This window comes from Ruegeria sp. CF3 (assembly GCF_056537365.1).
On sequence record NZ_JBQFRK010000001.1, the window covers coordinates 440,830 to 465,207 of the forward strand.

General features: G+C 55.5%; 24 protein-coding genes and 1 pseudogene. 9 read left to right on the forward strand and 16 right to left on the reverse strand.

Going from position 1 to position 24,378, the window contains the following annotated elements:
* The first annotated feature begins 52 nt into the window (after positions 1–52).
* The 3 genes from ligA to ACR0KC_RS02235 all read left to right on the forward strand — a co-directional run bounded on the left by ligA (position 53) and on the right by ACR0KC_RS02235 (position 4,625).
* Positions 53–2,305: an NAD-dependent DNA ligase LigA gene (gene ligA, locus ACR0KC_RS02225; RefSeq protein ID WP_480704769.1), complete on the forward strand. Its 2,253-nt coding sequence runs from the start codon at positions 53–55 to the stop codon at positions 2,303–2,305.
* The gene (gene recG / locus ACR0KC_RS02230) at positions 2,302–4,392 is read left to right on the forward strand and encodes an ATP-dependent DNA helicase RecG (protein ID WP_480704771.1); all 2,091 of its coding nucleotides are present in this window, start codon (positions 2,302–2,304) and stop codon (positions 4,390–4,392) included. Before ligA ends, recG begins: the two co-directional genes overlap by 4 nt.
* A gap of 110 nt (positions 4,393–4,502) precedes the next feature.
* A complete protein-coding gene (locus ACR0KC_RS02235; protein WP_255612104.1) occupies positions 4,503–4,625 on the forward strand; it encodes a hypothetical protein in 123 nt (40 codons plus the stop codon).
* A 185-nt stretch (positions 4,626–4,810) separates the two neighbouring features.
* Here the strand turns inward: ACR0KC_RS02235 and ACR0KC_RS02240 are convergent, their stop codons facing one another.
* Both ACR0KC_RS02240 and ACR0KC_RS02245 read right to left on the reverse strand, forming a co-directional pair.
* On the reverse strand, positions 4,811–5,449 hold the full coding sequence (locus ACR0KC_RS02240; RefSeq protein ID WP_170393121.1) for a MarC family protein: 639 nt from the start codon (positions 5,447–5,449) through the stop codon (positions 4,811–4,813).
* A gap of 55 nt (positions 5,450–5,504) precedes the next feature.
* The gene (locus ACR0KC_RS02245) at positions 5,505–5,957 is read right to left on the reverse strand and encodes an iron-sulfur cluster assembly scaffold protein (RefSeq protein WP_480704773.1); all 453 of its coding nucleotides are present in this window, start codon (positions 5,955–5,957) and stop codon (positions 5,505–5,507) included.
* Positions 5,958–6,005: 48 nt separating this feature from the next.
* Here ACR0KC_RS02245 and hisI point away from each other — a divergent pair, with 48 nt between their 5' ends.
* A complete protein-coding gene (hisI, locus tag ACR0KC_RS02250; protein ID WP_170421534.1) occupies positions 6,006–6,395 on the forward strand; it encodes a phosphoribosyl-AMP cyclohydrolase in 390 nt (129 codons plus the stop codon).
* A 23-nt stretch (positions 6,396–6,418) separates the two neighbouring features.
* On the opposite strand, the gene gluQRS is transcribed toward hisI, so the two are convergent.
* From gluQRS to ACR0KC_RS02270, 4 genes and pseudogenes are all read right to left on the reverse strand, one after another.
* Complete coding sequence (gluQRS, locus tag ACR0KC_RS02255; RefSeq protein WP_480704775.1) at positions 6,419–7,264, reverse strand: tRNA glutamyl-Q(34) synthetase GluQRS; 846 nt, start codon at positions 7,262–7,264, stop codon at positions 6,419–6,421.
* Entirely contained in the window at positions 7,261–7,875 is a 615-nt protein-coding gene (locus tag ACR0KC_RS02260; RefSeq protein WP_170595665.1) for a class I SAM-dependent methyltransferase, read from the reverse strand. Before ACR0KC_RS02260 ends, gluQRS begins: the two co-directional genes overlap by 4 nt.
* A 38-nt stretch (positions 7,876–7,913) precedes the next feature.
* On the reverse strand, positions 7,914–9,254 hold the full coding sequence (gene trmFO / locus ACR0KC_RS02265) for a methylenetetrahydrofolate--tRNA-(uracil(54)-C(5))-methyltransferase (FADH(2)-oxidizing) TrmFO (RefSeq protein WP_170405674.1): 1,341 nt from the start codon (positions 9,252–9,254) through the stop codon (positions 7,914–7,916).
* A gap of 251 nt (positions 9,255–9,505) precedes the next feature.
* Positions 9,506–10,300 (reverse strand): annotated as a pseudogene (locus ACR0KC_RS02270) (enoyl-CoA hydratase); the annotation flags it as partial.
* Positions 10,301–10,349: 49 nt separating this feature from the next.
* On the opposite strand from ACR0KC_RS02270, the gene ACR0KC_RS02275 reads away from it, so the two are divergent.
* Complete coding sequence (locus tag ACR0KC_RS02275; protein ID WP_480704777.1) at positions 10,350–10,793, forward strand: PaaI family thioesterase; 444 nt, start codon at positions 10,350–10,352, stop codon at positions 10,791–10,793.
* Positions 10,794–10,852: 59 nt separating this feature from the next.
* Here ACR0KC_RS02275 and ACR0KC_RS02280 read toward each other — a convergent pair whose 3' ends face one another.
* Positions 10,853–11,080, reverse strand: a complete 228-nt coding sequence (locus ACR0KC_RS02280) for a YjiS-like domain-containing protein (protein ID WP_170393113.1) — start codon at positions 11,078–11,080, stop codon at positions 10,853–10,855.
* A gap of 99 nt (positions 11,081–11,179) precedes the next feature.
* On the opposite strand from ACR0KC_RS02280, the gene ACR0KC_RS02285 reads away from it, so the two are divergent.
* Positions 11,180–12,583: an aminotransferase-like domain-containing protein gene (locus ACR0KC_RS02285; protein ID WP_170421552.1), complete on the forward strand. Its 1,404-nt coding sequence runs from the start codon at positions 11,180–11,182 to the stop codon at positions 12,581–12,583.
* Positions 12,584–12,586: 3 nt separating this feature from the next.
* Here ACR0KC_RS02285 and ACR0KC_RS02290 read toward each other — a convergent pair whose 3' ends face one another.
* Complete coding sequence (locus tag ACR0KC_RS02290; RefSeq protein WP_170421555.1) at positions 12,587–12,952, reverse strand: nuclear transport factor 2 family protein; 366 nt, start codon at positions 12,950–12,952, stop codon at positions 12,587–12,589.
* A gap of 239 nt (positions 12,953–13,191) precedes the next feature.
* Between ACR0KC_RS02290 and rplM the strand changes: the two genes are divergently transcribed.
* Both rplM and rpsI read left to right on the forward strand, forming a co-directional pair.
* Positions 13,192–13,650, forward strand: a complete 459-nt coding sequence (gene rplM / locus ACR0KC_RS02295; protein ID WP_039536983.1) for a 50S ribosomal protein L13 — start codon at positions 13,192–13,194, stop codon at positions 13,648–13,650.
* 6 nt (positions 13,651–13,656) lie between these two features.
* Positions 13,657–14,142 (forward strand): 30S ribosomal protein S9, encoded by a 486-nt coding sequence (rpsI, locus tag ACR0KC_RS02300; protein WP_010440030.1) that lies wholly within the window; start codon positions 13,657–13,659, stop codon positions 14,140–14,142.
* 60 nt (positions 14,143–14,202) lie between these two features.
* On the opposite strand, the gene ACR0KC_RS02305 is transcribed toward rpsI, so the two are convergent.
* From ACR0KC_RS02305 to ACR0KC_RS02340, 8 genes are all read right to left on the reverse strand, one after another.
* Complete coding sequence (locus ACR0KC_RS02305) at positions 14,203–15,363, reverse strand: ABC transporter substrate-binding protein (RefSeq protein ID WP_170393109.1); 1,161 nt, start codon at positions 15,361–15,363, stop codon at positions 14,203–14,205.
* Between the two features lie 30 nt (positions 15,364–15,393).
* Positions 15,394–17,280, reverse strand: coding sequence for an AMP-dependent synthetase/ligase (locus ACR0KC_RS02310; protein WP_480771429.1), 1,887 nt, complete (start codon positions 17,278–17,280; stop codon positions 15,394–15,396).
* Positions 17,281–17,285: 5 nt separating this feature from the next.
* Positions 17,286–18,059, reverse strand: coding sequence for an ABC transporter ATP-binding protein (locus tag ACR0KC_RS02315; RefSeq protein ID WP_170405694.1), 774 nt, complete (start codon positions 18,057–18,059; stop codon positions 17,286–17,288).
* Entirely contained in the window at positions 18,056–18,820 is a 765-nt protein-coding gene (locus ACR0KC_RS02320; protein ID WP_223118058.1) for an ABC transporter ATP-binding protein, read from the reverse strand. The genes ACR0KC_RS02315 and ACR0KC_RS02320 overlap by 4 nt, the downstream gene beginning before the upstream one ends.
* A complete protein-coding gene (locus ACR0KC_RS02325; RefSeq protein ID WP_170662529.1) occupies positions 18,817–19,914 on the reverse strand; it encodes a branched-chain amino acid ABC transporter permease in 1,098 nt (365 codons plus the stop codon). The genes ACR0KC_RS02320 and ACR0KC_RS02325 overlap by 4 nt, the downstream gene beginning before the upstream one ends.
* A gap of 4 nt (positions 19,915–19,918) precedes the next feature.
* Positions 19,919–20,794, reverse strand: a complete 876-nt coding sequence (locus tag ACR0KC_RS02330) for a branched-chain amino acid ABC transporter permease (RefSeq protein ID WP_170393104.1) — start codon at positions 20,792–20,794, stop codon at positions 19,919–19,921.
* Positions 20,795–20,836: 42 nt separating this feature from the next.
* A complete protein-coding gene (locus ACR0KC_RS02335) occupies positions 20,837–21,865 on the reverse strand; it encodes an alcohol dehydrogenase catalytic domain-containing protein (protein ID WP_480771430.1) in 1,029 nt (342 codons plus the stop codon).
* A 210-nt stretch (positions 21,866–22,075) separates the two neighbouring features.
* The gene (locus ACR0KC_RS02340) at positions 22,076–22,630 is read right to left on the reverse strand and encodes a hypothetical protein (protein WP_170393102.1); all 555 of its coding nucleotides are present in this window, start codon (positions 22,628–22,630) and stop codon (positions 22,076–22,078) included.
* 1,100 nt (positions 22,631–23,730) lie between these two features.
* Between ACR0KC_RS02340 and ACR0KC_RS02345 the strand changes: the two genes are divergently transcribed.
* The gene (locus ACR0KC_RS02345) at positions 23,731–24,321 is read left to right on the forward strand and encodes a L,D-transpeptidase (RefSeq protein WP_480615007.1); all 591 of its coding nucleotides are present in this window, start codon (positions 23,731–23,733) and stop codon (positions 24,319–24,321) included.
* Positions 24,322–24,378: the final 57 nt, after the last annotated feature.

The following is a 24,378-nucleotide window of genomic DNA, read 5'->3' on the forward strand; positions in this document are numbered from 1 at the left end:
CCATGGCCTCGTCCTATCACTGGTTTTCAAGACGATGTGACAGGGCGGGGCCATGAGCGATACCACAGCAATCGCAGATCTGACAGAAGATGAAGCACGGGAAGAATTGGCCCGGCTCGCCAACGAACTGCTGCGGGCAAACCAGCTTTATCACACTGAAGATGCTCCAGAAATTTCGGATGCCGACTATGATGCTCTCAAGCGTCGCAATGCCGAGATCGAGGCGCGATTCCCCGAACTGAAACGCTCCGACAGCCCTACTGAACAAGTGGGCGCACGCGTTTCAGATGGATTTGCAAAAGTGACCCACGCCGTGCGTATGATGTCACTGGGCAATGCGTTTGATGACACGGATGTTGCCGATTTTGACCGCTCGATCCGCAAATATCTGGGACTGGGAGATGAGGCACCGCTCGCCTATACAGCTGAGCCCAAAATCGACGGCCTGTCATTATCCCTGCGGTATGAGCAGGGTGAACTGATGCAGGCTGCAACACGTGGTGATGGTGAGACCGGTGAAAACGTTACCGCAAATGCGCGTACGCTTTCCGATATTCCACACCGAATTGAGGGTGCACCAGACGTTCTCGAGGTCCGCGGCGAGGTATACATGTCTCACCATGATTTCGAGGCTTTGAACGCACGTCAGGTCGAAACAGGTGGAAAGACCTTTGCAAATCCGCGCAACGCTGCGGCTGGTTCGCTCCGTCAACTGGATTCCGAAATAACACGATCTCGCCCGCTGAAATTCTTTGCCTACGCCTGGGGTGAACTGTCTGCACCGCTAGCTGAGACTCAGATGGGCGCAATTGATCGCCTCAAAACCTTGGGGTTCCAGGTAAATGCGCTGACAAGGCGTTGCTCAACGACTAATGAGATGTTGGAACATTACCGTCAGATTGAAGCTCAGCGCGCGACCTTGGGCTATGACATTGATGGGGTCGTATACAAGGTCGATGATCTGAGTCTGCAGGCCCGGCTGGGTTTCCGATCTACCACGCCCCGCTGGGCGATTGCGCACAAGTTTCCTGCCGAACTGGCTTGGACGCAGCTTGAGGCCATCGACATTCAGGTGGGTCGTACGGGCGCGCTTAGCCCGGTAGCGCGGCTGCATCCGGTAACCGTTGGCGGGGTAGTTGTTTCGAACGCGACCCTACACAATGAAGATTATATTGCAGGGCGGGACGCCAAAGGCGGAGTCATTCGTGAGGGCAAGGATATTCGCGTTGGAGATTGGGTTCAGGTCTATCGGGCCGGGGATGTGATCCCGAAAATCTCGGATGTTGATCTGTCGAAACGACCCGATGATGCGCGGCCCTTCGCTTTCCCGACGAAATGCCCGGAATGTGGCAGCGATGCGATCCGGGAAGAGGGGGATGCGGTCCGCCGCTGCACAGGGGGGCTGATATGTCCAGCGCAGGCGGTTGAAAAACTCAAACATTTCGTATCGCGCAAGGCGTTCGATATCGAAGGGCTTGGCGCAAAACAAATCGAGATGTTTTATGGCGATCCTCTTCTGCCAATAAATACACCCGCTGATATATTTACATTGAAAGATCGCGACACCGAAAACCTGGCTCGGTTGAAAAACCGCGACGGCTGGGGCGAGACATCGGCCAGCAACCTGTTCGCAGCGATCGATGATAAGCGGACCATACCGTTCGCCCGTCTGTTGTTCGCTCTGGGGATTCGTCATGTGGGCGAAGTTGGTGCGCGAGATTTGGCGTTGTTTTATCGGGAATGGGATGTAATGGCGGCCTCCATTGATACGGCCCGGCCTGCCGCGCTTGCGCAGCGTGCAGCCGATGAAGCGGAAGACGCCGAGAGAATCGCGGCTACTGCAGAAGCGAGACGCGCGAAAGTTAAAGAAGTTCGGGATGCGGCTTTCGCGCGAATGGATGTTTCGACAGATGCCGCCAGCGCCTGGGCTGATCTGATTGGTATCGACGGAATCGGCGCCACGCTCGGGTTGTCACTATCTGATGCGTTTGCCAATTCGGAGGAACGCCAAGCATTTGATGATCTGCGTAAACATCTGACGGTTGTTCCACCAGAGGCTCCTGCGTCGGACAGTCCGGTCGCAGGAAAAACCGTCGTGTTTACGGGAACGCTTGAAAAGATGACACGCGCCGAGGCCAAGGCCCGCGCCGAAGCGCTGGGGGCCAAGGTATCCGGCTCAGTCAGCCAGAAAACTGATTTGCTCGTGGCGGGCCCGGGCGCAGGGTCCAAGGCGAAAAAAGCGGCTGATCTGGGCATCGAAACCTTGGATGAAGATAGCTGGCTTCAACTGATTGGCGATCTATGAGCGGTAGGCCTGAACAGCTCTTTCCGCTGTTTGCGGGTCTTGAAACACTAGATGGTGTGGGGCCGAAGACCGCGCAGCTTTTGGGCCAATTGGGGATCGATTCACCGCGCGATGTATTGTTTTCGCTACCCTATGCGGTGATTGACCGGCGGCGACGCGATACGATTCAGGGCGCCGACCTTCCAACGACTCTGACTGTTGAGGTGACGATCGGCACGCATCGACCACCGCGGAACAAAGGGGGCGCATATCGCATTCATGTTGAAGACAGTCAGGCGGATTTCCAACTGGTGTTTTTTCATGCCCGAGGGGACTATCTGAAGAAGCTGTTGCCGGAGGGCGCACGCCGGGTGGTATCGGGAAAGCTTGAGCTGTTCGATGGCATGGCTCAGATGGTACACCCCGATCATATGGTCGCGCCTGAAAACGCAGGCGAATTGCCCGAGTTTGAGCCGGTTTATCATCTGACGCAGGGTGTGACGCAAAAAACTGCCTATAAAGCTGCTCAAAGTGCGTTGGCGCGAGTACCTGCACTGGCCGAATGGGCCGACCCTGCTCAGGTGGCACAACAGAATTGGCCAGATTGGACAACTGCTATTCACGCGGCGCATCACCCACAAGGGGCGGACGACGTAGCACCTTTTGCGCCTGCGCGGGAACGTCTGGCTTACGATGAACTGCTCGCACATCAACTGACGCTGGCCCTGGCACGACAGCGTGAGCGTAAAGCGCGGGGGATCGTCAGTCTCGGCACCGGTGCTTTGCAATCCAAGGTGCTGGCAAGCCTTCCATATCGACCAACCGGAGCGCAGACACGCGCGATCGAGGAAATCTCGGCAGATATGACCGCTGAGACGCGGATGAACCGGTTGCTTCAGGGCGATGTGGGGGCAGGAAAGACTCTGGTAGCATTTGTTTCGCTGCTTATAGCCGTCGAAGCTGGCGGGCAGGGGGTGATGATGGCCCCTACCGAAATCCTTGCCCGGCAGCATCTTGAAGGGCTGCGACCATTGGCAGAAGAAGCCGGAGTTGTGCTGGAAATCCTGACCGGGCGCGACAAGGGGGCTGAGCGTCGAGCGAAGCTGGCTGCGCTGAAGCAGGGAGATATTCAGATATTGGTCGGTACCCACGCGGTGTTTCAGGACGATGTTGAATTCAAAGCCCTAAGGCTGGCCATCGTTGATGAGCAGCACCGTTTTGGCGTCCGCCAACGCATGGAGCTGTCCGAAAAGGGCCAACGCGCTGATGTGCTGGTGATGACCGCTACGCCCATCCCGCGCAGTTTGGCGCTTGCGCAGTACGGCGATATGGACGTTTCGGTGCTGGATGAAAAGCCGCCGGGTCGTAAACCGATCAAGACCGCAGTCGTCAGCACGCAACGCATGGATGAAGTTGTGGCCCATCTGCGCGGTGCGATTGATGCAGGCAAACAATGCTATTGGGTGTGCCCATTAGTCGATGAATCCGAGGTCTCGGACCTGACTGCGGCTGAGGAGCGTTTCAAACGGTTGCGCGCGATCTTGGGGGACGATGTGGTGGGTCTGGTACACGGCCAAATGCCGCCCGCCGATAAAGACGCGGCAATGGCGGCGTTTCAGAGTGGTAAGACCAAAGTCCTTGTCGCTACTACGGTGATCGAGGTTGGGGTGAACGTGCCGAACGCCACGATCATGGTGATTGAGCGGGCAGAGATTTTTGGTCTGGCGCAGTTGCATCAGCTTAGGGGCCGAGTTGGACGTGGTGAAGATGCCTCAACCTGTTTGTTGATTTATCAGCCACCGCTTAGCGAGGGTGGTCGCAAACGGCTGGAGGTACTCCGAGAAACTGAAGACGGCTTCCGCATTGCCGAGACCGATCTGCAGATGCGCGGTGCGGGTGACTTGATCGGAACCGCACAATCTGGCCTGCCAAAGTTCCGGATAGCTGATCTTGAAAGGCAAGCTGGGCTGATGGCGGTGGCGCAATCAGATGCGCGCGCTTTGCTGTCCGCAGACCCCAAATTGACCTCGGATCGGGGGCAGGCTGCGCGTGTTCTTCTGTGGCTTATGAAGCAGGATCAGGCGATCCGTTTGATATCAGTGGGTTAGACCGAAAATCCCACTAAGTTCACAAATGTTCTCAAAAAGTTCTTTACCGACTCGTTAAAATATGAGAACAAAAGGTCAACAAAGGATTAAACCTGACCGGAGGTGAGACCATGCTGAGCCAGATCAAAACTGCCTTTACCCGTTCACAATCTACGATTTTGCAGGATGCAGCGGGCGCGGTTTCACTGGTTGTGATGCTGGTGGTTGCCCTTCACCTGCCAACCGGGTTCTGAGCCTTTCTGCCTGCGATCTCGTGCCGATCACACCGCGCTTGTCTCCCCGTCATAGTCAAGGGTGACCTGCCTGTCCCATTTCCCTTGAAGGGGCCTGCCTCGGCCCCGTGCGGTGATCCGGACCCTACATGAGAAACGCATGACTTGCCGCCGCCCTTTCCGCCCGGAAGGTGCGGCGGTTCTTTTTACAGCTGTCCGGTTTTGATGATTTCGATCGTGGCGGATAGAACTGAATTTACGGCGACGGATGCAAGGATCATCCCCATCACGCGGCTGATGATTGCCGCGCCGGAATGCCCGATCAACCGGATGATCGGCTCGGCCAGCAGCATCAGCACAAACGCTATGGCAATAACGACCAACATAACCAGTGCAGTGATGCTCTGATCGGCGACGCTGTATCGGTTGTTGTCCGTTAGAACCACTATCGCCAGCATCGCGCCTGGTGACGCAAGCGAAGGGACGGCCAAAGGGAAAATGGCCGGATTGGTCTTGTGCATTTTGTCGTCCAGGTCTTCTTCGGCCTGGCGCTGCTCGATCACCTGTTTGCTTTCGCCAAAGATCATGGTCAGAGCGAAGAGAAACAGAATAATTCCGCCTGCAACCTGAAACGAGTTAAGGCCGATATCCAAAGCCTCGATCACAAGTTGCCCAAAGATCAGAAAGAACAGCAGAATGCCTGCGCTGACCAACGCGGCCAGTAAAGCAGTTTTACGACGCGCACCCGTCGCGATCCCAGCAGTGACAGCGATAAAGACGGGGATGGTGCCGATCGGGTCGATCACGACCCAGAGCGTCACAAAATGTTCCAGCAAATTGTTCACGTTAGCCCCCCCAATCATTGGGGGCACCCTATACGGCTTTGTATGGAAAAGCCAATCAGGCGCAGTTGGCTTGTTCGGCCTGCTCCATCGCCTCGGCGGTCGCGTCAAGCGCCAGCAGGATTGACGCGTGGCGGTTCTTGTAGTCCCGCGCGGGTATCAGAACTTCGAGCCCGTCAAAGGGCGCCTCGGGGGCAGGGCCGTCTTTCTTCAGCATTGCGGAAAGCTGATCACGTGCGGTTTCGACCTGCGACCGCGTCGCCCCGATCACGGCGCTGCCTACGACCGAAGCCGAGGCCTGACCCAACGCACAGGCCTTGACGTCTTGCCCAAAGTCCACGATCCGCCCATCTTCGAGCTTGACGTCTACAGTCACGGTCGATCCACACAAAGGGGCTCGTTTCTTTACCGTCGCATCGGGATTATCCAAGCGATCCAGATGGGGAATATCCGCAGCTAGCGCCAAGATGCGTCCGGAATAGAGCTTGATCAGATCGGTTTCGCCGCTCATGGCTTTCCCTCGTTGTCCATTCCCCATACATAATGGCGGGATTCTGGGATGCAAAAGGTTTTTGCGATGGCTGACGCAGTCTTGTTCGATCCGTCGACACTAAAATTCAACGAGGCGGGTTTGATCCCCGCGATCGCACAGGACGAAGCGACGGGTGAGGTTCTGATGATGGCCTGGATGAATGCCCAATCCATCGAGCACACGTTGGAAACCGGACGGGTTACGTATTGGTCGCGGTCACGACAGGCGTTCTGGATCAAGGGCGAAAGCTCAGGCCACTTGCAGGCCCTGGTGGATTTTCGCGTCGATTGCGACAGGGATTGCCTGCTGGTTGTGGTGAACCAAACGGGGCCAGCCTGTCACACCAACCGGCGAAGTTGTTTCTACACGGCCGTCCGCGATGGGACCGAAGTCGAACTCATGAAGCCAATGGAATAGAGGGGCCTCTGATGGTGGTCAGGTCAAATGCCCACCATCTCTCTGATTTCAGCGGGAGATGCTCCTTGTTCGCGATAAAGCGAGATGGCGCGTGCGTCGTCACGTTTTGCGAGGCGTTTGCCGTTGTTGTCCCGGATCAGACGGTGATGATGATAAACAGGTGTCGGCAACCCAAGCAGCCCTTGTAAAAGGACATGTATCTGCGTGGCATCGAACAAATCCTCGCCCCGGACCACATGGGAGATGTTCTGGTCCGCGTCATCAACCACAACGGACAGGTGATACGAACTGCCCATATTGCGCCGAACGAGAATGATATCGCCAACCGCGTTCATGAGGTTGTGCGCATCAAGCTCATGCGTTCCCAAATACTTCGCACCAGTTTCACAAAATCCACGAAGTTCGGATGCCTTGATTGCCTTGTGCATGTTCAGGCGCAGAACATCACCAGCTGAAGCATTCGACAAAGGGCGGTCGCGGCACGTGCCTGGATAGATGCGCCCGTCAGGTCCGAACTGGGGTACACCTTCCTGCGGAGCACCGGCCGCAGATTCGATATCGGCACGATTGCAGCTGCAAGGGTAGACCAGGCCCGTGTTTTTGAGAATCTCCAATGCCTCTCTGTATCGCGGCAGCCTGTCCGACTGGCGCATCACCGGGTGCGGCCAGTGCAGTCCAAGCCAGTGCAGGTCGTCGTAGATCTGGGTTTCCCAACGAGACCTGGATCGCGATTGATCAATATCTTCGATCCGCAAAAGAAATGATCCACCCGCAGCCCGTGCCTGATCAAACGCAAGAAGCGCGGAATAGGCATGCCCTAGATGCAGCGGACCTGTTGGAGATGGTGCGAAACGCGTTGTGAATGTCACGTTTTTTCAACAACATAAACGTCAGATTTCATGTCCATACCCGGTAGGTGCGGACCGTATTCGCGGAATAACAGCCTTGCGTGACCCATGTCCAGCCAGTCGTTCAGCCGCCCGGTGTAAGTGCGGTCAGCCAAAGTGTGATCGTTGAAGGAAAACGCCAGATATCCGCCACGTGGCAGCGCGTTCATAAGTAGATCAAAGGTTTCAGGCGGCGCGGCACCAACACCGATGACGCCAATGCATGTTATGGCTGAGTAAGCCTCGGCCTCAATGGGGTTGGGATCAGTAACTTCGAAGTTTATCAAGTTGCGATAAACCCCCTTGGCAGCGGCACCTTCCAGCATCTTTGGTGTTGGATCCATCCCATCGATGACACGAAAACCCGCCTTGCGAAGTGCTAAACCCGACAACCCGGTACCGCATCCGTAGTCCAGCACCGGCACATCAGCATCTGAGACAAAGGATTTCAATGCTGCCGCAACACGGTCCGGGGTGACATATCCGTGCTCACCGACTTCATCATCGTATGAGGCCGCCCATTTTTGGTAGTGATCGTGCGTTTCCTGGGCAGAATTCAGATTGTATGTGTCTTTCAGAAACTTATCGCTCATACCTTACATGTTAGGCGCAGGCTGGGGGCGACGTCCAGTCAACACTGCTTTACCCAATCGCTCCAGACTTCTTTTGCGCGATCGGTATAGGCCTTGTAGCGGTCCTTACGGCCTCGGCGCCCCCCCTTCAGGCCGTCGACCGGGCGAAACAGACCGAAATTCACGTTCATCGGCTGGAAGGTCTTGGCTTCGGCGCCGCCCGTGATGTGGTGGATCAATGCGCCCATCGCACTGTCTTGCGGTACGTCGGGAAGGGATCGGCCTAGTATTTCGGCAGCGGCCAAACGGCCTGCCAAAAGGCCCATCGCTGCGCTTTCCACATACCCTTCCACCCCCGTAATTTGCCCCGCAAAACGAATATTTGGCCTAGACTTGAGCCGCATCTGCGCGTCCAGCAAAGTCGGAGAGTTGATGAAAGTGTTGCGGTGAATGCCACCCAATCGCGCAAAGCTGGCATTTTCCAAACCCGGTATCATACGAAATACCTCGGTCTGCGCTCCGTATTTCATCTTGGTTTGAAAGCCGACGATATTGAACAACGTGCCCAAGGCATTGTCGCGCCGCAATTGGACGACGGCATAAGGTTTTACGTCCGGTTGATGCGGATTTGTCAGGCCAACAGGTTTCATCGGGCCATGGCGTAAAGTTTCACGACCGCGCTCGGCCATAACCTCGATCGGCAGACAGCCGTCGAAATAACCAGCGGTCTCTCCCTCGTGGAATTCGGTCTTATCTGCAGCCAGCAGCGCATCAATGAAGGCTTCGTGCTGGTCACGATCCATCGGACAGTTGAGGTAGGCGGTGCGCTCTTCCTCAGTCTCGCCCTTATCGTAGCGTGACTGCATCCAGGCTTTGCTCATATCAATGCTGTCTGCATAGACGATGGGGGCGATCGCGTCGAAAAAGGCCAGCGCCTCGGCACCAGTCTCTGCGCGAATGGCTTCCCCCAATGCGGGCGAGGTCAACGGCCCGGTTGCAAAGATCCACTTTCCGTCTTGGGGTAGACTGGTTACTTCTTCCGCTGAGACCGAGACCCGTGGATGGGCCTTCAGCTTGGCAGTTACGGCTTCGGCAAAAGGATCACGGTCAACCGCAAGCGCGCCACCCGCAGGCAGGCGATGGCTATCTGCGGTCGTCATGATCAACCCGTTTGCCGCGCGCATTTCCCAATGCAGCAAGCCGACTGCATTCTGTTCATCATCATCCGATCGGAATGAGTTCGAACACACCATCTCGGCCAGATTGCCGGTCTGGTGTGCAAACGTGCCCACATTAGGACGCATTTCGTGGATCACAACATCCACGCCCATTTCCGCTGCCTGCCAGGCGGCCTCGGACCCGGCCATGCCGCCGCCCACGATATGCAATGTCTCTGTCATGGGCTGCCAAATAGGGCAGAGCAGCGCCATGCGCAATGCGCAGTAATCGCTTTAGTTCTGAGGGGGATTCTTGGGGTCGCCGCTGCGGGAATGTCAACGCCGGTGAGAGAAACCAGCTTGGAGGGACCTTCCGCCCACGGCGACCCAAAAGTATGGTCAGGCCTTGGCCTTGACCCAGCTTTGCCACAGTGTCGCCCTTTTGAAAAGTGAAAAAATGCGAACAGTCGGCAAAAATGTATTAAATAATTGCGTTACTGGTGCCAATCAGGCGGGCGCTTTTCGATAAAGGCACTAATTCCTTCCTCAGTATTCCGGTCCATCATATTCTGTGCCATTACCTCGGCGGTATAATCGTATGCCTGATCAGTCCGCATTGTAATCTGTTGATAAAAAGCGGTTTTACCGATTTTCACCGCACTGCTGAGCTTGCCTGCCAACTTCTCGGCCAACGCATTGGTTTCATCTTCCAACAAGTTCTCGGGAACCGCTCGATTGATCAGACCCAGCTCAGCCGCGCGTTCGGCGGTGATAAAATCACCGGTCGTGAGCATTTCAAACGCCTGTTTCCGCGGTATATTCCGGCTGAGAGCCACCATCGGAGTGGAGCAGAACAAGCCGATATTGACACCATTTACGCCGAACCGTGTACCCTCGGCCGCGATTGCCAGGTCACAGGTTGCTACAAGCTGACACCCTGCGGCAGTGGCGATCCCGTGCGCTTGGGCGATCACGGGTTGGGGCAGGGACTGAATGGACATCATCATCTTGGCACATCGGTCGAACAGATCCTGAAAATAGGAAAGCCCACCATCGGGTGCCTGCCGCCCCTGGGTCATCTGTTTCAGATCGTGCCCCGCGCAAAAGGCTTTCCCCGCACCGGAAAGAACAACAACACGAATCGACTTGTCTTCGCGCAGCGCATTGAACTCTGCCTGCAGGGCCGCCAGCATTTCATCGCTGAGGGCGTTCAACCGCTCAGGCGCGTTCATTCGAAGCCGTGCAATTGCACCTGTGTCGTGACGTTCCAGAATTGCCATCTTGCCCTCCCGCTGGCGTTCAGGCCAACTCTAGGCGGGCAGAGCGACGAGGGGAAGCATGTCATTAGCACTGAACAAGCAAGAATTGACGGAATACCTGGCGCAGGTGTTTCCACAGGTTCATAGCGACTTTGTGGTCGAGGATCTGACAGAAGCCAACATCACCATGCGCCTGAGGGTCGAAGACCGTCACCTGCGCCCCGGAGGCACAGTATCTGGTCCGTCCATGTTCGGGCTGGCCGATGTCAGTGTATATGCAATGGTTTTGGCACGGAAAGGTCGGCAATCTCTGGCTGTCACCACCAACAGTTCTCTGGATTTCTTGCGCAAGCCCGAAGGCGGGGCGGACCTGATTGCTGAGTGTAGGTTGTTGAAATTAGGTCGAACACTGGCTGTCGGGGATGTGCTGATTTACTCGGAAGGCTCTGACAAACCCGTCGCGCGGGCCAGCATGACCTATTCGCTTCCTCCAGAAGGCTCAGCCGCTGCTGCCTTTGGGTAAAAAAGGCCGGGGATAAACCCCGGCCAGGAAGAGGTCCCTTAGATGGGACTGGGGATAGTCTATTTCATCCAGAAATAGCGGCTGACTTCTGCATCTGCCCGATGGCGGGTCAGCCCGACATCGCGGAGCAGCCTGTCATCCAGCTTACCTAAGTTTACCCGGCTGCGGCGGCGTTGTTCCCATTGTGTGACCGACGCCGCAAACCGCACGGCCAGCGCGGCGATCAGCGGCAGCCGGGGGCTGTCGTTCAGCAGCAAGAGGGCGGGGTTGTGCATTGCGCGTGTCATCTTGGGTATCCTTTCAAATTGTATTGACACAAAGTAAAAATGTTCGGTACACTACTTTGATACATTCAGCATTGTGTCGAAATCAAAGGAAGAATTGTAATGGATACAATTTGGCCAGAGGCGCTACCGAAATCCAAAGGTCCAAAATATACTCTGGTCGCTGACACGATCCGAAAAGCGATAGAAAACAAAACGCTGGAGGTTGGAAAGAAACTGCCTCCGGTGCGTGAGTTAGCGTATCGATTAAAGATTACACCAGGCACTGTCGCGCGCGCCTATACGATCCTGACCGATGAAGGTTTGCTACAAGCCGAGGTCGGGCGTGGTACATTTGTAGCCCCGCCGAGATCGCCCATTCTGGATGATGTCTGGTCGCGGCAGCTACATCTGAGGGACGACAAATATGAATCCAATGTCAGCCTGTTCAGCCCACGCTTGCCGGATGTGGGGCAGGTGACATTAATCCGCGAATGCCTTGAAAAGGTTGCAAAAGGCGATCCGCGGATGTTTATGAACTATCCGACCCGAGATGCCTACCTACCCGTGCGCCAGGTTGTGGCCGACTGGTTGTCAGATCTTCCTCTGGGCTCAATTAATGCAGATGACATTGTACTGACACATGGTGGGCAAAGTGGCATTTGCGTTGTGTTCCAGACCGTTCTGAAAGATCCAAAACCCATCGTGTTGGTTGAGGACTTGTCTTATGCCGGGTTCAGACGGGCAGGTGAGTTGATGCGCGCCGAGGTTGTCGGGGTAAAAATGGACAAATGGGGCATAAGCCCCGATGCGCTGGACCACATCCTCAGGCAAACGAAGGCGCAGGCGATCTGCGTCTCACCCGAAGTGCAGAACCCAACGGGCGGGCATTCACCTTTGGAGCGGCGCAAAGAAGTTGTCGAGATTGCGCGAAAGCATGAATTACAGATCATCGAAGACGATTGCTATCGCATGGGCGAGGCCCGCGCGCCCAGCTATCGTGCTTTGGCACCCGAACGGGGCTGGCATGTTTCGTCAATTTCGAAAACTCTAACACCAGCATTACGGGTAGGTTTCGCCATCGCACCGAAAGAGCAGAGCGTCGATCTGCGGCGTTCTGCAGAATACGGGTATTTCGGGCTCGCCCAGCCTTTGGCTGAGTTGACGCGGTTGCTGTTGGGACATCCAGAGGCGAGGCAACTTGCAAAAAACGTCCGTACCAAGATGGGCGAATATGTACGTGTGGCGGTAAACGCCCTGGGTGGCTTCGATCTAAACTGGGATTCGGAGATTCCCTTCGTCTGGCTTCATTTGCCTTCCGGTTGGCGGTCTGCTGCGTTCAGCCGGGCGGCCGAGCGGGAAGGTATTCAGCTGCGATCGGCCGATGAATTCGCGCTGCGGGATGGTCGCGCGCCAAATGCCGTTCGTATAGCGGTGAATGGGCATGTCTCGCTCGAGAAGTTCGAAGATGCCATGCTGCGTCTGCGCGCGCTGCTCGATAACCCACCCGAACAAATAAGCGTTTAGCCGCTATTGCACTGGGGCAGGGTCGCCAAAAAAGCCCGCCAAATGTGCAATCTTGCCATCGGCATCGAGACGAATGAAATCATGCCCGGTAACCATAATGGACCCATCGGAAGCAATCATATGCCAGGTGAAGTGGACCACATCATGGTGTGAATTCGGCTCACTGGTCAGCTCAACTCGGCCCTTTGTATCACTCAGAACCGCTCCGATATGGGCATTGAGTTGATCTCTGCCGGAAACTTCTGCAGTTGGATCGACGTAACGACCAGTTTGTGCAAAACACTGCTCAAGAAGGCTCAGTCGCCTTTCGGGATCGGTCGACTGCCATGCCGCACCATAGGCAGCGATAACCTGTTCCAATTCTTGCATAGCCACCTCCGACATTGGATGATCTTGGTTGAGTCTAGCTTAACTAAGCTACGCAAAATTGGATATGCCGAAGAAATTTTGGGGTAAAATAATACCTATTTTATAAGTTATTGTTATTGATAGATATATTATACTTTGCCTGTATTGACCTGCATAACTAGTAGGTCTAAACCCCCTCCATCGAATTCGGGCCGCTCCGCCAAGGGGCGGTCTTTCACATCAAACAGGACTATCCTGCCATGAAAACCTTTTCTGCAACACCTGCAGACATCGACAAGAAATGGATCCTGATCGACGCCGAGGGCGTTGTTCTGGGCCGTCTTGCCTCGATCGTCGCCATGCGCCTGCGTGGCAAGCACAAAGCGTCGTTCACACCCAACATGGACATGGGCGACAATGTCATCGTGATCAACGCTGACAAAATCCAGATGACCGGCAAGAAGCGCGAAGAGAACTTCTACTGGCACACTGGCCACCCGGGCGGCATCAAGTCGCGCACCAAGCAGCAGATCCTTGAGGGTGCACACCCCGAGCGCGTCGTGACCCAAGCGGTCAAGCGCATGCTGCCGGGCAACCGTCTGGCGCGTCAGCAGATGACCAACCTGCGCGTTTATGCTGGTGCCGAGCATCCTCATGAGGCGCAAGCGCCCGAAGTTCTGGACGTTAAGTCCATGAACAAGAAAAACACCCGGAGCTAATGACCGATGGCTGATCAGATCAATACTCTCGAAGAGCTGAGCGCCGTCGCAGGCGTTGAAACCGTGGCCGAAGAAGTCATCGTGCGTGAACCTGTACGTGACGAGCTGGGTCGTTCCTATGCAACCGGCAAGCGTAAAGACGCTGTTGCCCGCGTCTGGATCAAGCCGGGTTCCGGCAAGGTCACCGTAAACGGCAAGGATCAGGACAAGTATTTTGCGCGTCCCGTTCTGCAGCTGATCCTGCGCCAGCCGTTCCAGGTTGCTGGTGTGGAAGGTGAGTTCGACGTTGTTGCAACCGTCAAAGGCGGTGGCCTGACCGGTCAGGCCGGTGCGGTCAAGCACGGCATCTCGAAAGCGCTGCAACTGTACGATCCTAACCTGCGTGGCGCTCTGAAAGCCGCTGGCTTCCTGACCCGCGACAGCCGCGTTGTGGAACGTAAGAAATACGGTAAGCGTAAAGCGCGTCGTTCGTTCCAGTTCTCGAAGCGTTAATCGCTACGGATACCGAATTGGCAAGGGCTCGCAACTGCGAGCCCTTTTTCTTTGGTCGGTTTATTCTTCGTAAACCAGTTTCCACGCACCATTTTCGACGACGCTGACAAATACAGAGTCAGCACCCTGATGGTCATCGGGCCCATATGTGATCTGGTTGCCGACCAACTCATCCATGTAATCCAGAGATTCCATCGCGGCGATAAAGCTATCATGCGTCAGATCAGGACCTGCAGCTTCAAGCGCTTTGACCATCATCTCGGCCGCTGAATAGCCCAGCATTGAAAATCCGACCGGGTCTTCGCCCGTAGCCTCTTTGTATTCAGCAATAAATGCTGCCGGGGCTGGCTCTTCGGCGCGCGCCCAGAGATCCAGCCACGAGGCCGCCGCATAGAAACCGTCGGTCACACCACCGGGCACCTGCGCCACCACGGTTAGGAAGCTGGCAGAGGTGCCGAGGAACTTCATGTCGGTCAGGCCCATTTTCTTGGCCGTTCCAACAACAGTGATTGCCTGACGCACGCCGAGCGCCATCGTGACGATGTCACAACCTTCTTCTTTAAGCTTGCTCAAGGACCCCACGAAATCCGTCTCGTCCGGTTTATGGGTGGTCTCAGCGCCGAAAGTGATGCCAGCCTCTTCGGCTCCCGCTTTGCTGCCTTCCAGAATTTCCTCACCGAAATCGGTGGGCAGATACATGGTGCAAACGGTTTGCGATCCGAACTCACCGTTCAGATACTTCACCCCGATCCGAGCTTGATCGTAATAGGTCGAGAATGAGGTGAACTTGTTCTTCATCGGCTCTTGCAGCATTTGCCGCGCGGCGGTTAGAGGGGCGACGTTGGGAATACCTTTCGGGTCCAGCAGCTTGAACCCAGCAACATTCATCGGCGTACCCAGCGACTGCAACATCGCGAAAACCTTGTCGCGGTTCAGCAGCTTGTTATAGCCCTGCATCGCGCGTGGCATCTGATAGCCGTTATCCTCGACGACAAAGCGGATCTTGCGGCCATGCACGCCACCCTCGGCGTTGACGCGATCAAAGACCACATTTGCGCCTTTGGTGGCCGGAACGCCCACGGCAGCGAAGATGCCGCTGAGGTCGTTGACTGAGCCAATGACGATCTCGTCATCTGTCACGCCTTGTGTTTGCGCCCAGCTGATCGTGGCGGATGCTGTCAATGCCGTCGCTGCGGCAAGGCCCTTAAATAAGTGTTTCATACTTCTCCTCCCTGTTGGGTCGCCCCTTAACTAATTGTACATATCTTCAATGAGATGTGCGTGTTTCTTTTCCACCAGACCACGCTTGAGTTTCATCGTCGCCGTCAGCTCCTCATCTTCGGCAGTGAGCAACACGTCGATCAGCCGGAAATCCTTGATCTGTTCGACCCGCGCAAAGTCCTTATTAACCGCTGCGATTTCCTCGCCGATCAGCTCCGTCACTTCGGAAGCAGCACAAAGGGAAGAAAAGTTCGAAAAGGGGATCTTGCGCTCTTGTGCGAATTTCTCGACATTTTCCTGATCGATCATGATTAGCGCCGTCAGATACTTGCGCCGATCCCCGATGATCACCGCGTCCGAGATATACTGGCTGAACTTCAACCCGCTCTCGATCACTGCGGGCGTGACGTTCTTACCGCCCGCAGTGATGATGATGTCCTTGAGGCGCCCTGTGATGGTGACAAAACCTTCCTCGTCGATATGCCCCATATCCCCAGTGCGCAGCCAGCCGTCGCAGGTGAAGCTTTCGGCTGTTTTGGCATTGTTGCGCCAGTAGCCCTGAAAGACGTTGAGGCCTTTGACCTGAATTTCTCCGTCATCCGAGATGCGCAGGTCGTTGCCAGGAACAGGTTTCCCAATGGTGCCGATCTTGTTGGCCTCAAGCGTGTTCAGCGCTGCTATGCCGGCGGTTTCAGTCATACCGAAGCCCTCGACAATGGGCACGCCAATTGCCCAATACCACCTGAGCAAATCGGGAGAGATCGGCGCTGCACCAGAGCCGCCTCGGCGGAGACGATCTAAGCCCAGCATCCGGCGCAGGTTGCGCAGAACAAGCCGATCCCAAAGCCAGAACTGCATAGCGATCGGTGCTGGAACAGGTTTGCCTGCAAGGATAAATTCGGCGCGCGCCATTCCAGACTTGAGCGCCTGTGCAAAGGCGAAGCGTCCTGTGGGCGTTGCTTCCTTCGCCATGAACATGACCTGAGAGTAGATCTTCTCCCACACGCGCGGGACGGCAGTGAAGGTGGCGGGAGAGACCTCTTGCAGGTTGGAGAACACTGTCTCGGGGCTTTCAGCGAAATTCACAGTAGTCTTCATCGCAAGCGGGTAGTAGATCGACACGTCGCGTTCGAGGATATGACAGAGCGGCAGAAAGCATAGCTGTTCGTCGGTTGATTGGGAGGGCAGGGAATGCGCCCCTGCCTCTATCGCGGCCATGATGTTCTCATGGCTCAGCATGGCGCCTTTGGGATTACCGGTGGTACCTGACGTATATATGAGCAGGGCGGTGTCTTGTGACGTGGTTTCAGCGATTTCTGCTTCGAATGCGCCGGGTTCATCGACCTCAGCCTGCTGCCCCAGAGCATACAAGTCCTCGATCATCATGCAACGCGGATGATCCAGGTCGTGCAGGCCTTCATCCTCAAGGATAATGACCTTGAGCAGATCGGACAGATCCGCCTCGACTTCGAGGAACTTGTCCAACTGCTCTTCATCTTCAACGATCAGAAACCGGCTGCCACTGTCATTGATCAGGTATTTTAACTGGCTGGCCGAATCTGTGGTGTAGACGCCCGAAGCAATCCCTCCGACACACTGGATGCCCATGTCGAACCACGCCCATTCCTTGCGGTCTTCGGACAGGATCGAGACAACCTCGCCACGTTGCAGACCCAGCTTGCGCAGGGCCAGCCCGATCCATTTGGCGTGTTGCCAGTAGTCGGCCCATGAGTAGGATTTCCAGATGCCGAAGTCCTTCTCGCGATGCGCCGTACGCGGTCCCAGTTCGGCACAGCGTTTCTGGAATAACTCGCATATCGTGACACAGCCATCGACTCGCAGGGGTCTCTGACCTGGCGTAGCGTTGAACTGCACACCGTTGATACTGGTCTGAGGGGGCAGGGGGCTTGCGTCCATCCAGCTCACCTCCACGTCTTTTTGCGTTTCCAGCGTCGGTTTTCTCGCGCGCCTTCTTCCTGAACGCCCAGATAGAAGTTCTGAATGTCCTCGGATTGCAGCAAGGTTTCAGCCGCACCATCCATAACGATCCGTCCGATCTCCATTACATAGCCATGATGGGCGAGTTCCAGTGCCGCATTGGCGTTCTGCTCGACCAGCATCATTGTCATGCTCTGTTCGTCATTCAGGCGTTTGAGAATGCCAAAAATCTCTTGCACCAGCAGCGGCGATAGGCCCAGCGAGGGCTCATCCAGCAGCATGATACGCGGGTTAGCCATCAGGCCGCGCCCAATCGCCAGCATCTGCTGTTGCCCGCCGGACAGAGTGCCAGCCTCTTGATTGCGGCGGTCTTTCAGCACAGGAAAGTAGGAAAACACCAGATCGCGGTCATGATCGATCTGTCCTTTATCCGACAGGGTATAAGCCCCAAGGTTCAGGTTCTCGTCGACGGTCAAAAGTGGAAAGACCTCGCGTCCCTCGGGCACATGAACGATGCCTTTTTGCACGACCTTGTGAGGTTCCGATCCCTGTATTTGCTGACCGTCAAATGTGATTGAACCTTTTTCGGGATCCATCACGCCTGAGATTGTTTTCATCAGCGTTGTCTTGCCCGCGCCATTTGCGCCCAGGATTGAAACGACCTGCCCTCGATGCACGTCCAATGACACGCCACGAATGGCCATGATCGGGCCATAAAAGCTTTCAACATTGCGAATGCTAAGGATCGGTTGGTTCATGAAGCTTTGCCCAAATAGGCCTCTACCACAGCAGGATGAGATTGAACTTCGGCTGGGGTTCCAAGGGCAAGCTTCGCTCCGTCGGCCATGGCAAGAACCCGGTCGGATACGCCCGAGACCAGACCCATATCATGCTCTACCATAAGCACGGTAATGCCCATCTGACGCCGGATGTCATCGATCCACCAACGCATATCTGTGGTCTCTTCCACCGATAGGCCCGAGGCGGGTTCATCCAACAGCAGGAGTTTTGGATCGGTGGCCAACGCTCGGGCGACTTCGACCACCTTACGCACGCCATAGGGGAGGCCCGAGATCATCTTGTCACGAAAGGCCTGGAGGTCGAGGAAGTCGATGATCTCTTCAACCTTTTCTCGGTTCTCGATCTCCTGACTGCGAGCTGAGGGCGAGAACAGAATTTCCGAGATCAGATTGGTTTTGCGGTGCCGGTGGCGCCCGACCAGAAGGTTCTGCAAAACGGTCGCATGTTCGAACAGTTCAATGTTCTGGAATGTCCGCGCGACGCCATAGGCCGCGACACCCGAGGGCTTGATACGCAGCAGATCATGCCCGTCAAAGTGGATCGCCCCTGCATAAGGATCATAGAAGCGCGAAATCAGGTTGAAGACCGTTGATTTGCCGGCGCCGTTGGGACCGACGATGGCGAACACCTCACCTTCTTGCACGTTGAAGGACAGATCATCCACAGCAGTCAGACCGCCGAATTTCAGGGTAACGTTTTCAAACTCCAGCAAGCTCATCTCAGACGCTCCGTCTTGAGATAGGACTTTTGTCGTTTGAACATGTCCTTGCGGTAGAAGGGGAACAGTTCGAACCACGTCCGGATTTTTAGCCATCTACCATACAGACCCATCGGTTCGAACAGGATGAAGGCGATCAGGATCATGCCGAAGATGCCGAATTCGAGCCCCGGAATGGCGACCGTATTGCCGCCAAACAGGGCTGCCGCGTATTCCTTTGAAATCGACAGAAACTGCGGCAGGAAACCGATCACAACTGCGCCCAAAAACGCGCCATGGATCGAACCCAGACCTCCGATAACGATCATCATCAGCAATTGGATGGAAATTACGACGCTGAATGTCTCGTTATTGAACGCCCCAGAGAACATACCCATCAATGCGCCTGCTAGTCCGGTGACGGCGCAGGAGAGGGCGAAAGAGATTGTCTTGGTGCGCGCGATATCCACACCCATCGCCTGCGCTGAGATCTCAGAGTCTCGTACGGCGATGAAGCTGCGGCCCAAGGGCGCGCGCAATAGGTTGATATAGCCCAGTGTCACGATAACGGCGACGGCCAGCACCAGCCAGAAAAACGGGGCCGGGGTGGCCCAACGATCGACCAGATATCCGAAGATTTCGACACCACCCAGATATTTACCCGCGACACCTCCGGTGACGGGTTCGGCCAGAACGATGATGTCGTCCATGAGCACAGACAGAGCCAGGGTGAAGATCGCAAGATAGATGCCATGCAGGCGTAGCGCAGGGATGGCGACGGTTGCTCCGACGATGCCGGTCAACAGACCCGCCAGCGGGAAAGCGATGAGGAATGGTACTCCAGCCTCGATCAGGATAACATTGGCATAGCACCCAACGGCCAGAAAGGCGGCATGGCCAAGGCTGGCCTGCCCGGTATGGCCGGTTAGGATCATCAAGCCCAAACCCGCGATGGCCCAGATCAGGACATTAGTCAGTTCCCCAAGATAGAAATCATCCAGCCACCACGGCGCAGCGGCTACGACCGCCAACAGGATCAGATAGAGGCTAAGCTGATAGCCATCCTTCCACGGGCGAATGTCCTGCATATAGTTTGTTTTGAAAACAATCCGCATGCGATCAGACCTTCTTGACCCGTACCTGGCTGAACAGCCCATGCGGTCGAAAGATCAGAACTGCCAGCAACAGCGCATAAGGCGCGATCTGACTGTACCCGGCTGCAATATAGCGGCTGGCAAAGGGCTCGATTACGCCGACGATTAGCCCGCCGGCCAATGCGCCGGGCAGGCTGCCAAACCCGCCGATCACAGCTGCTGCAAATGCCTTGATCCCCAGAAGCCCAGTTGTGGGATCGACCGAGCCTTTGGCCGCGAACAAAATTCCGGCAATCCCGGCGACAACTCCGGCCAATGCCCAGATTAAGCCCTGAACCCGCTTGACCGGTATCCCCATGTAATATGCCGCCAACTGGTTTTGAGACGCACCTTGCATGGCAAGCCCCAGCTTGGTCTTGCTGAAGAACACATAAAGACCCCAGGTCAGTAGGACGGTGACAACAATCACGGCCACGTCCTCCATCCCCAGCACAAGACCACCGAACCGGATCTCCTTACCAGCCAATGGGTTCTGCAGCGTTTGCGGCTCGTGCCCCCAGATCAGACCAGCTGCAAACCTGATCACAAAGCCCAAGGCGATGGTTAGGATCACCACGGCAGTTTGACTTTCGCCAAAGACGCGGCGGATGATCAGCCGATCGATCAGATACCCAAGTGCGCCCATAATCCCCAGTGAAATCGGTAGCGCCAGCCAGAAGGGCAGCCCCATATATTCCGTATTCGTAAGGCCAATGGTGACAAACGCACCCAGCATCATGAAATCGCCCTGCGCAAAATTCACTGCCTCGGTGGCTTTGTAAATCAGTACAAAGCCAAGGGCGATCAGGCCGTAGACACAACCATTCGCCAGCCCGCTAATCAGCAGCTGTGCGTTATCCAATCTCACCCTCCCTAAGCCGGTTAAGTCCGGCGCTTTGTTCTACTATGGAGTGATTATCACCTTCCCGTCACTCTTTTTCAGAGCATCCGCCAGATTTGGCAGCACTTCTCGTAGCGAAAGCCGTGCGGAAACATCTGTGCGCCAGCGCCCATCTGCAAATCGCGCCTGCACTTCGCTGACAACTCGCATTTGATCAGCCGGGGGGGTGTCCATCATCCAGCGGGTCAGCCAGAAGCCCTCGATCCGTTTGCTCATGAAGATCAACTGGCCCATCTGAGTCAACTTCGGCATTTCCGTAGTGAGTTTCCCATAGCAAACCCACCGCGCGCCATTGGGCATCGCGCAGAACACCTGCTCTGACAGTTGGTCGGCAACCGCGTCGAGAAAAACACGAGGTTTCAGATCTGCACTGATCGTGGCAAACCGCGTCGGCGCATCCGTATCGCTGGTCACGACCACCTCTGCCGCACCCAGGCCTTTTAACATCTCGACCGTTTCGGCGCGCCGCACCAGAGCGATCGGTTTCAACCCAAGATCCCGTCCAAGGCTGCACATCAACTTACCAAGCTGGCTGGTGGCGGCAGAGACTACAAAAGCCTCGCCCTCAGCCCGTGCGATATCCACCATCGCCATTGCGGTTAGCGGGTTTACGATCTGCGCCGCCCCGTCTTCATCCGAGATTTCGGGGCGCAAGGGGATACACATCTGGGCCTGCGTCACAACATATTCGGCCCAGGCACCAGAGCCTGCTGCCACAAAGGCCACGCGCTGATCCAGCAGTGCGTCAGCCCCGGTACCGGTGGCAACAACATCTCCGCACCCCTCGAACCCTGCTGCGGCGCCTGTGACCCGCGGCTGACCGTATTCGCCTTTGATGAAATGGATATCCGAAGGATTCACCGAGGCAGTGCGCACTTTGATCAACACTTGTCCCGCCTTTGGGACAGGTACAGGCATTTCAGCCTCCGCTAACCAGTCCGAGGCATTCTCCAGCGTTGGCCCCGTGGCTGTGCCGGAATATCCGTCCTGCGTCTGAACAACGGCAAACATGGTGTCGGGCAGGGTGGTCATCGTTCGATCCTTCTTTGATGCGAGTTCAGCACGAGGCCTTCATCGTCACAATGTAACACACTGACAAAAGGTTTTATTTTTTCAAAACAATCTCAAGAAAGCAATCAAACACGGTGAGCTATGTCAATTGGGTAATGCCGTAATGTGACGCAAATTAAGTCGCATCCCGACCGGGTGAACCAGCCCTCTTAGGGCTGGTTCTGGAATTGATCACTGCTGCGTCATCAGATTGCGCAGATCCTGTATCTTCGCGACAACCAGCTCAGGCGACGCTTTGATCTCGTCGAGGATCTTCATAACCTGTGTTTTGATGTCCTGAGACAAGGCGCTTTCCTGAACCGACGTGACGATTGCGTCATAGTCGAAATTCTGCGCGGTCAGCATGCCGTCCTGAACCCACGAGTTGAACAGTTCCTGCCCCTGACCGGCAAGCGCTGCGACCTGATCGCCAGCTGCTGAGGCTGCATCATTGGCCTGCTCGGTCAAAGATGTAGCAGCGTCGCTGGCCTGTTCCGATACCGAAGATGCAGCTTCCGAGGCCTGATCCGCAATCGAGGACGCAGCCTCGGATGCTTGTTCAGTCGCCGCCTCAACGGCATCAGCAGCGCCCTCTTGTATTGCCGAGGCTGCTTCACCAACCGCCTCTGAGGCATCTTCAGCCGCCGATTGCAACTGCTCGGCAGGGGTTGGTTCAGGTTTTGTGGCGAAATAGTAAGCGCCTCCGCCGATAACGGCGATGGCTACGATAAGTAAAAGACGCGACATTGGATGTCTCCTTCAAATGATGTGTCGCTCAGATGGGGTTAAGGTACGTTAAAGCAAAGGGGAAAACACGTGATTTTGCAGCATATTGCGGGTTTGAGCCACACTGCGCTGATTGACACCGCAGGCAGTGGCAACATCATGCCATCCGTTGCAGGAATCGCAACACAAGCAAAGAAACAGCCTTGAAGGATGAATTGATTTATGGCGGAGAGACAGGGATTCGAACCCTGGGTGGGCTTGCACTCACAACGTTTTCCGAGACCGTGTACTACATCAAAACAGAAGTCCTTGCATTAAGAGACAAGAGCTTTGTGGCGGCAAGATGGGCGGGTTCGGCACAGAAAGCGGGCAGGGGTGTCACAAGAAAGCATTAAAGTGATTTATGGTGAGTGACCTATGTCAGCGGTTGCCGAACGCGCATTGAAGATCCTTAGGGCGGAACCGGAATTTTTTGGAACCACTCCGCGTGACTTTCTAACACCAAATCTTTTTCGCCCGAAACAGTAGGCTAGGAAAGTAAAGCATTCCAGGCGGCACACGTTTTTTGTGTCATTTCAATCAAATGTTCCGCGAAGAACCTCGCGATCAACTTAATGGTGTGTACGGTAACAGTATTCCGCTCCGAGGCTAATCCAGTCAACGAGGTGGTGCCTGCCCGTGAATTCAGACAAAGCTATTATGGCGACCGTTACGCGAGAGTATAGTGTCCAGTGAATCTGGGCCGCGTGCCAACGACCATACAGGTTATTGGGAAATCGATGCCATGACACAGGTCAAAGCTCTCTTAGGTGTTGCGCCCTTTGCTGTTAATGGACCGACAACGGGCAGCAATCTGAACAAAGGCGATAGGAGCTCGGGAAAACGCTCCATGCTTGTTATCTACCTGTATTGACGTTGTTTCGGTGTGAGTACCCAAGAATAGTTTTTTCTTCACAATGGCTTGACGATCTGAAGCCACCTTTGAAACCGCCCCATGTGCCTACGGCGGCGGCATTCCAGATGAAATATCCCTTACGCAAAACCTGTTGTTTGTTGACCTTCCAGCGCGGGAACCGGGCATACAGCCCAAATGAGTCGTAAAGCAAGAATACACGCTTGGGATGGCAGGCATGAAACCGAACAGGGATAGAAAGGCTGTTACGCGACGCGGAGTGATTGCCGCGTTTGCTGCGACAACTCTTTTTCCAGCACCGGCCGTTTGGGCCCAATCGATGACAACCGAGGGGACGCGCCGGAATGTTTCCTCATTCCGCGTTGCTAAATGGCAGGATCACTTTGATACGCTTAAGAATGGTGTGATCCTGTCCGATACACAGTCCAAGGTCCTGCAATATTGGTCAGAAGACGAGCGCGTCTATCGGATGTATCCAACCAGCGTGCCGCTGACGGAAGACCTTACAAGGCTGGGCTACACCACAGTAACTCGCAAGGTTGAGGGGCCATCTTGGCGACCGACACCAGCAATGAATAAGCGCAACCCCGCTTGGCCCGACTATGTGGGCCCGGGTCCGGAGAATCCTCTGGGGACACATGCACTTTATTTGAGCTGGCAATACTACCGGATCCACGGCACCAACGACACACGCAAGATCGGAAGAAGATCCTCCAATGGCTGCATCGGCTTATATAACGATCAGATTGCGGAATTGTTCGAGCTGGCGGCTGTAGGCACGCAGGTAAAACTGATCTGACCATGGTCAAGTCGGCTTTTCTGGACAGGTGCTTAAGCTCGGTAACTTACAACGACG